Consider the following 6015-nt stretch of genomic DNA (forward strand, 5'->3'; position numbering starts at 1 on the left):
CAGGATCCCCCCTACGGGGGGCAGGGGGGCTTTTAACTATATAAATATGGCGCTAATAAAAGAAGTCAGGGGATTTGTTCCCCAAATAGGAAAAAATGTTTATTTGGCCGAAAACGCTACTGTGATAGGCGATGTGGTTATCGGCAACGATTGCAGCATTTGGTTCAATGCGGTTTTGCGGGGCGATGTCAATTCAATTCGCATTGGCAACAGGGTGAATATTCAGGACGGCAGCGTGCTTCATACCCTGTATCAAAAATCGACCGTTGAAATTGGCGATGATGTGTCTATCGGCCACAATGTAGTGATTCATGGCGCAAAAATAGAAAATGGCGCGCTGATTGGGATGGGAGCCATTGTACTCGATCATGCCGTCATTGGCGAGGGAGCCATTGTTGCTGCCGGGTCGGTTATCCTCAGCGGAACGCAGGTAGAAGCAGGCAGCATATACGCCGGAGTTCCTGCCAGATTTGTAAAGAAAGTCGATCCCGAACAAGCGAAAGAGATAAACCAGAAAATAGCCAAAAACTACCTGATGTATTCGGGCTGGTTTAAGGAAGAATAAGGCTCACCGGCAAAATCGTGTGTTTAGGCATAAATATCAGACAATCTAAACAGAAAGAATTTTGTTCGCCCGCTGCCGCGAATGGGGTTAAACGTGGGATTTTGTAATTTTTTTGATTTGCAGGATTAAACGCCTGTATTTAGTCCCGCAGGGACGGCGCTTTATTAACCGTATGCTTTAGCTTACGGATAGACAATCGCCTCCAGCAAGCAAGTCCCGCATGGGACGGCACTTTGACACGCTATCAAGTGTCGCCTCATGCGGGGCTTAGGCTACCGCGTTGTCTGTCTATCCGTAAGCTAAAGCATACGGTTAATAAAGTGTCGCCCCATGCGGGGCAAAAATGCCCCATTCGCGGCAACGGGCGTATGCCATACGCCCCTACGTTATTTTACACAAAATTTGTTGACACACAAAAAACGTGTGAACAATGAGGTTACATTATACGTTGTAATCCATTGCTACTGAGGTTGTTTTGTAAGAAAAAATTAGGTAAAAATGAGGTTTTTATTATTCGTTTATGTAGGGGCGAAATAGCTGTAGCCCGCTGCCGCGAACGGATCTAATCGGGGGATTTGTAATTTTTTTGATTTACAGGACAAAATACATGATTTTGCTGGTGAGCTACAATAAAGGCCGGAAATGGTCGATTATGGAATTACCAAAAAGAGATTATAGTCCATGTGTTGACCTATAATCTCTTTTTGCCTGTTTTTAAAGCCGTTTACGGCTTTTGGGGAATCAGTACTCGTCCTCGTTGAAGAAGAAGTCTTCTTTGCTCGGATAATCGGGCCAAATATCCTCAATGGTATCGTAAATTTCGCCTTCGTCCTCCAGCTCCTGAAGGTTTTCAATTACTTCAAGGGGAGCGCCCGAACGTTGTGCGAAATCAATCAATTCGTCCTTAGTTGCAGGCCATGGCGCATCTTCTAATTTGGATGCAAGTTCTAGGGTCCAATACATAAATTATTTCTTTATTTAATTACTATTCCGGTTCTAAGAAACTATTCAATTTTTGGTCGGTAACTCGTCCCGAAAATTTTAGATAGCGTCTAATTTTCCGCAAAAATAAACTATTATTCTCTATTCACAAGTTTTGTTCCAAAATATTTCGTTTCCAAGGCTATTTGATTCTTTACGCGCCAGAACAAAAAAGTAGTCGGACAATCTATTTATATACCTAAGTATCTGTTCATCAACATTATACTGCTCCTTTACCCGATAGATGTCCCGTTCGGCTCTGCGACAGACTGTTCGGCAAAGATGTGCTCTTGCAGCAGACTCACTTCCGCCGGGGAGTACAAAGTTATTCAACGGAGGCAGTTCGTCCTCTATCTTATCCATTTCGTGTTCCAGCCTGGCAATATCTTCCTCTTTTATAATGCTTTCGGCCTTGAGGGACGTTGTTTCGGTATCGGTTGCCAGGGATGCTCCTATGGTAAATAACTTGTGTTGGATAAAAGATAAAATTTTCAGTGTCTCTTCTTCCTTGATTTGGCAAACCAAAAAACCGGTAAATGAATTTAATTCATCCACTGTTCCGTATGCATCAAGACGTACATGGTCTTTGGGGACGCGTGTTCCTCCCACAAGCGAAGTTTTGCCTGCATCTCCCGTTTTTGTATAAACATGACCTTTACCCATATCAATATTTTTTATGCTTTTTAGAAACTTAACTTATAATTTCTCTTGTATAGTTTGGGGTCGAAAAACAGAATGCCCTCGTGGAACAAATCCAACGAAACCCGTACTTTATTATCCTCAATCAGACTTTTCCATAACAGTTGATGTCCTCGATTTGTTCGGATGCCTTTGATGATTATAAATGAATTGTCGGTTATATTCCCGAAAAGATAGTGTTTCAGTTCCTCGAAGTTGGCCGGGTAATTCCTCAGGTCCAGGCAGATACAATCTTGTTTTTCGGTTATTGGAGGAAGTTTATCGGTGTAAAGGATTATGGCGCGATTCCAATTTTTATATAACTCTTTGCTGATTTCGGTTTTTGTGTGCGACAGTTCTACGCATATGCATTTTGAGCCGGACGAAGGCGCGGTTAAACAGAGGGTATTGATACCGTATCCCGAACCTATTTCGAGGATATTTTTCGACCCGAAATAATTTGCCAGGCGAAACGAGAGTAAATTACTCTTCGATGTTCTTTTTTTGACTTTGGAATGAATCGACAGATAATCTTTAATTTCCTGATAGGCATAAAAAGGAGCCTTTTCTTCTATAACATTGACAATCAAGTTATAAACAAAAGGCGAATGGATGCCATGTCCGTGATGATGGCGTATTTTGTAAAAAATCCGGATTCCCGGTTTGGAAATTCTATAGATTCTGGGCATAGATAAACAAAATAACGCCCAAAAATAGACAATAAAAACGAGATACGGAAAATGTAGAGCCGAATAATCATTCGCTCAATGGCAGAGGCAACTAGCGCCCTTTCTCTCTGGTGTTTACTTTTGTTTTGTTTCTATCCGCCATTCCCCGTTCGGGTTGCTTTTGCTCCGTTTGATTACCTTTTTAAGAATATCGCTCTTTTTAAGGTTATCTACGTCTTTTTTGGTAGAAACAATGTTGTTTATGTAGTAGGTAGGCAGGCCATCGTTTTCAGCGTCTCCGTTTTCAACAACAACTTCTTCTTCCGAAGAGTCGTCCAGATCCTTGAAATTGTAGGACTTATTCCTCAAACTTCCGTCAACGCTACCCGAAACTTTTTGCGATAGAGGCGCTTTTCCTTTGTTTGCCTGCGAGCTTTGTTTTTTTAATTCTTCGATAAGCTGGTCAACATCCAAAATGGCCTCTTCCATGGACTTATAGGAGGTTTCTCTTTTGGTGGAAGCGCTCTTTGTGGGTGTTTCGACCTTTTTTTTGTTGCTTTCCACTACCTCTTTTGGGTCGTTAACAGAGGCTGTGGATATAGCAGCAGGTTGTATGTTTTGGTAGTCAACGGCGTCATTAACAACGGCCAATTCGGATACCGATTCAATCACCGGTTCAAGTTTTTCGCCGTAAGAAATAGTTGCAGGTGGCGCCGAGTCGGAATATTCGGTGGCCGGTTCTTCCGAAGTTACTACATATTCTCCGTATTCGTTAACAGATACTTTTATTTTTGCCTTTGCTTGTGGAGTTTCTACATTTTCGGTTGTTTGTTGAAAAACAACAGCCCCGTCATCATCTATGTAAAAGTTTCCCAGACCTTGAAACCGTTTTTCCAAGCTGGCTTTCTCTTCTGCGCTAATACCCTTTTCCCCCGAATTATAAGCTGACAGGAACAGGGGAGAACATCCAAATGCAACAGCAATGCATATAACCCATATAGTTTTATTCATTTCTTTGTGTTTTTGTACAACATACCCAAGATAATTCTCAAGTTGCAAAGTTACAAAATATTTACGAAACTCAAACCTATTAAGTGTTAAATGTTTATATTGCGGGGGTGGCTACCATGGCAAACGCATGAAAAATTTTACTGCTTATGCCTTTCGGTAAAGTTGCTGATATGAGCAGGGGACGGCGCTTTATTAACCTTATGCTTCAGCTCACGGAAGATTTCCCTCTATTCTTCCGCCAGACCTGCCACGAGTTTATCAAATTCTGCCACAAAACATAAGCGCCCGGGCCTATCGACGAAATCGGGTTTAGAAATGTTTGCGCCATCCAAATGGCCAGTACGGTGTTTTTTTGTCCCAGGCCTTGTCCTCCGGCTACGGTATCGGCGTATCGGCGACCAAGTTTCCGTCCGGTGAGGAATTGCAGAACGCATACCAGCAACGACAAAAGCGCAATTGTTATCTCGGTTTGATAACCGGAGGCGTCTTGCGATAAAACAAACTTCAGGGTTCGGGCTGTTACCACCGTTAAGGCGAAGCTCCATAAATAGAAGGAGATGGATTGCTTTTTTCGGATGGCGCCGAACGCAGCAGGAAAAAGCCGACGCAGCAGCAGGCTAAGAGCAAATGGGAGCAACAAAATAAGGAAAACCCGTCCGAAAATAATGAAAAAGGATTGCCAGAAAGAAATCGTTCCATCGTAACCGGTCAGCACAAATGCAAGCGGGGCGAAAATAACCACGCACATATTGCTTAACAAACTGTAGGTGGTCAAACTGCTCATGCTACCGCCCAACATGCCGGTGATAACTACTGCCGAGGTGGCCGTAGGCGCCAACACACAAATCATCGTTCCTTGCGCCACTACCGGACTGAAAGGGCTAAGCGCCTGATAGACGAGGAAGCTCCCCGCCAGCTGGATGCTGACAAGAATCAGGTGCAGCTTGCTTATGCGTATATCTTTCAACGAGATATTGCAGTAGCTGATAAAAAGCATTACAGAAACCAGATAGGGCGTGATAAATCCCAGCGGGCTCAGCCAATCGTAAAATACAATACCTGTCGTCATAGCAATGGGCATCATATACGATTTTATTTTATTCAACATGCGGCTTTGTTTTTTCTTGAGACTGGATATATTTTACAAATATATTGATTCTCCTTGAATTTGCTCTCTCTTAATCAGTATTTCCCGAAGAAAAAGAAGGAGAGGCCTTGTCTTTCGACCCCAAACTTCCCGAATCAATAAAGCAGCCCCTCCCAACTTCCAGCCCCCTAAATCCCCCGTAGGGGGACTTTTTGATCCCCCCTACGGGGGGCGGGGGGGCTGTAGGGCTTAACGCAATCAAGGGACCACCTTCCCAGGCAATCCCTTGACATATTCCATATTTTAATATCCAATTTAATAAACAATTAAATTAGGCTGATTTTCTCTTAGCGCTTGCACGCCAGGATATTTATATGGAAGCCCCTCCAACCTCCCCGGCCTCTATCCCCCTACGGGTACTTTCTCCAAAAGGAGAAAGGAAAAGGTAAAAGCTTTTGGAGGTATTAATACTATCTTTTTTTGTTTTATCGCAGATGCGCTCCCAGCCCCCTAAATCCCCCGTAGGGGGACTTGTTGAATCCCCCCTACGGGGGGCGGGGGGGCTGTTGGGGGGGCTGTTGGTTATTTTATTATTTTTTTACTAACCGTCTTCCCTCCGGCATAAACCTTCACAATCACCAAATTATCATCGCCTAGCGTTGCATTCAGCGAATGGTTATCAGGTTTAGCCGAGTAGATGATTTGACCTTGCACATTATACACATACACTTCGTCTATAACTTCCCGCGATTCTATATGCAACAACTTGTCTTTCAGGCTTATTGCTATTGTTTCGTCATCGGTTTCCTCTGCTTTGATGCCTGTTTCTACTTTCACTATTTTCAGCGAGAAACGGTTCTCTATGAACAGGTTATCGTCCGGTGTTATGTTGTCGAAAGTGTACATCGACTGGTAGCTCAGGTCGTAGTCTTTTCCGGTGGCGGCATCGTGCAGATAGGCTTGAGTATCTTCGGCCAACAGGTTGCCCAGATTGCTTATGTTGATGGTAATCGGGTCGCTCGATG

General features: G+C 43.5%; 7 protein-coding genes. 1 reads left to right on the forward strand and 6 read right to left on the reverse strand.

Annotated elements, in window-relative coordinates; all coding sequences use genetic code 11:
* Nucleotides 1-46 precede the first annotated feature (46 nt).
* On the forward strand, nucleotides 47-565 hold the full coding sequence (locus ACYPWY_RS12840) for a gamma carbonic anhydrase family protein (protein ID WP_459685932.1): 519 nt from the start codon (nucleotides 47-49) through the stop codon (nucleotides 563-565).
* Nucleotides 566-1306: 741 nt separating this feature from the next.
* Here the strand turns inward: ACYPWY_RS12840 and ACYPWY_RS12845 are convergent.
* The 6 genes from ACYPWY_RS12845 to ACYPWY_RS12870 all read right to left on the reverse strand — a co-directional run.
* The gene (locus tag ACYPWY_RS12845; RefSeq protein ID WP_459685933.1) at nucleotides 1307-1528 is read right to left on the reverse strand and encodes a DUF2795 domain-containing protein; all 222 of its coding nucleotides are present in this window, start codon (nucleotides 1526-1528) and stop codon (nucleotides 1307-1309) included.
* A gap of 120 nt (nucleotides 1529-1648) precedes the next feature.
* Nucleotides 1649-2209, reverse strand: a complete 561-nt coding sequence (locus ACYPWY_RS12850; RefSeq protein ID WP_459685934.1) for a cob(I)yrinic acid a,c-diamide adenosyltransferase — start codon at nucleotides 2207-2209, stop codon at nucleotides 1649-1651.
* Nucleotides 2210-2229: 20 nt separating this feature from the next.
* Complete coding sequence (locus tag ACYPWY_RS12855) at nucleotides 2230-2913, reverse strand: O-methyltransferase (RefSeq protein WP_459685935.1); 684 nt, start codon at nucleotides 2911-2913, stop codon at nucleotides 2230-2232.
* A 114-nt stretch (nucleotides 2914-3027) separates the two neighbouring features.
* Nucleotides 3028-3903, reverse strand: coding sequence for a hypothetical protein (locus tag ACYPWY_RS12860; protein WP_459685937.1), 876 nt, complete (start codon nucleotides 3901-3903; stop codon nucleotides 3028-3030).
* Between the two features lie 205 nt (nucleotides 3904-4108).
* A complete protein-coding gene (locus tag ACYPWY_RS12865) occupies nucleotides 4109-5011 on the reverse strand; it encodes a transporter (RefSeq protein ID WP_459685938.1) in 903 nt (300 codons plus the stop codon).
* A 561-nt stretch (nucleotides 5012-5572) separates the two neighbouring features.
* Nucleotides 5573-6015: hypothetical protein (locus ACYPWY_RS12870; RefSeq protein WP_459685939.1), on the reverse strand; the 443-nt coding region annotated here is incomplete at its 5' end.

The sequence above is a fragment of the Viscerimonas tarda genome (assembly GCF_054601255.1).

Bases quoted from the DNA above. Each gene is read 5' to 3' on its own strand.
- ACYPWY_RS12840 (WP_459685932.1), top strand. From the start codon at position 47: ATGGCGCTAATAAAAGAAGTCAGGGGATTTGTTCCCCAAATAGGAAAA.
- ACYPWY_RS12865 (WP_459685938.1), bottom strand. From the start codon at position 5,011: ATGTTGAATAAAATAAAATCGTATATGATGCCCATTGCTATGACGACA.
- ACYPWY_RS12845 (WP_459685933.1), bottom strand. From the start codon at position 1,528: ATGTATTGGACCCTAGAACTTGCATCCAAATTAGAAGATGCGCCATGG.
- ACYPWY_RS12855 (WP_459685935.1), bottom strand. From the start codon at position 2,913: ATGCCCAGAATCTATAGAATTTCCAAACCGGGAATCCGGATTTTTTAC.
- ACYPWY_RS12850 (WP_459685934.1), bottom strand. From the start codon at position 2,209: ATGGGTAAAGGTCATGTTTATACAAAAACGGGAGATGCAGGCAAAACT.
- ACYPWY_RS12860 (WP_459685937.1), bottom strand. From the start codon at position 3,903: ATGAATAAAACTATATGGGTTATATGCATTGCTGTTGCATTTGGATGT.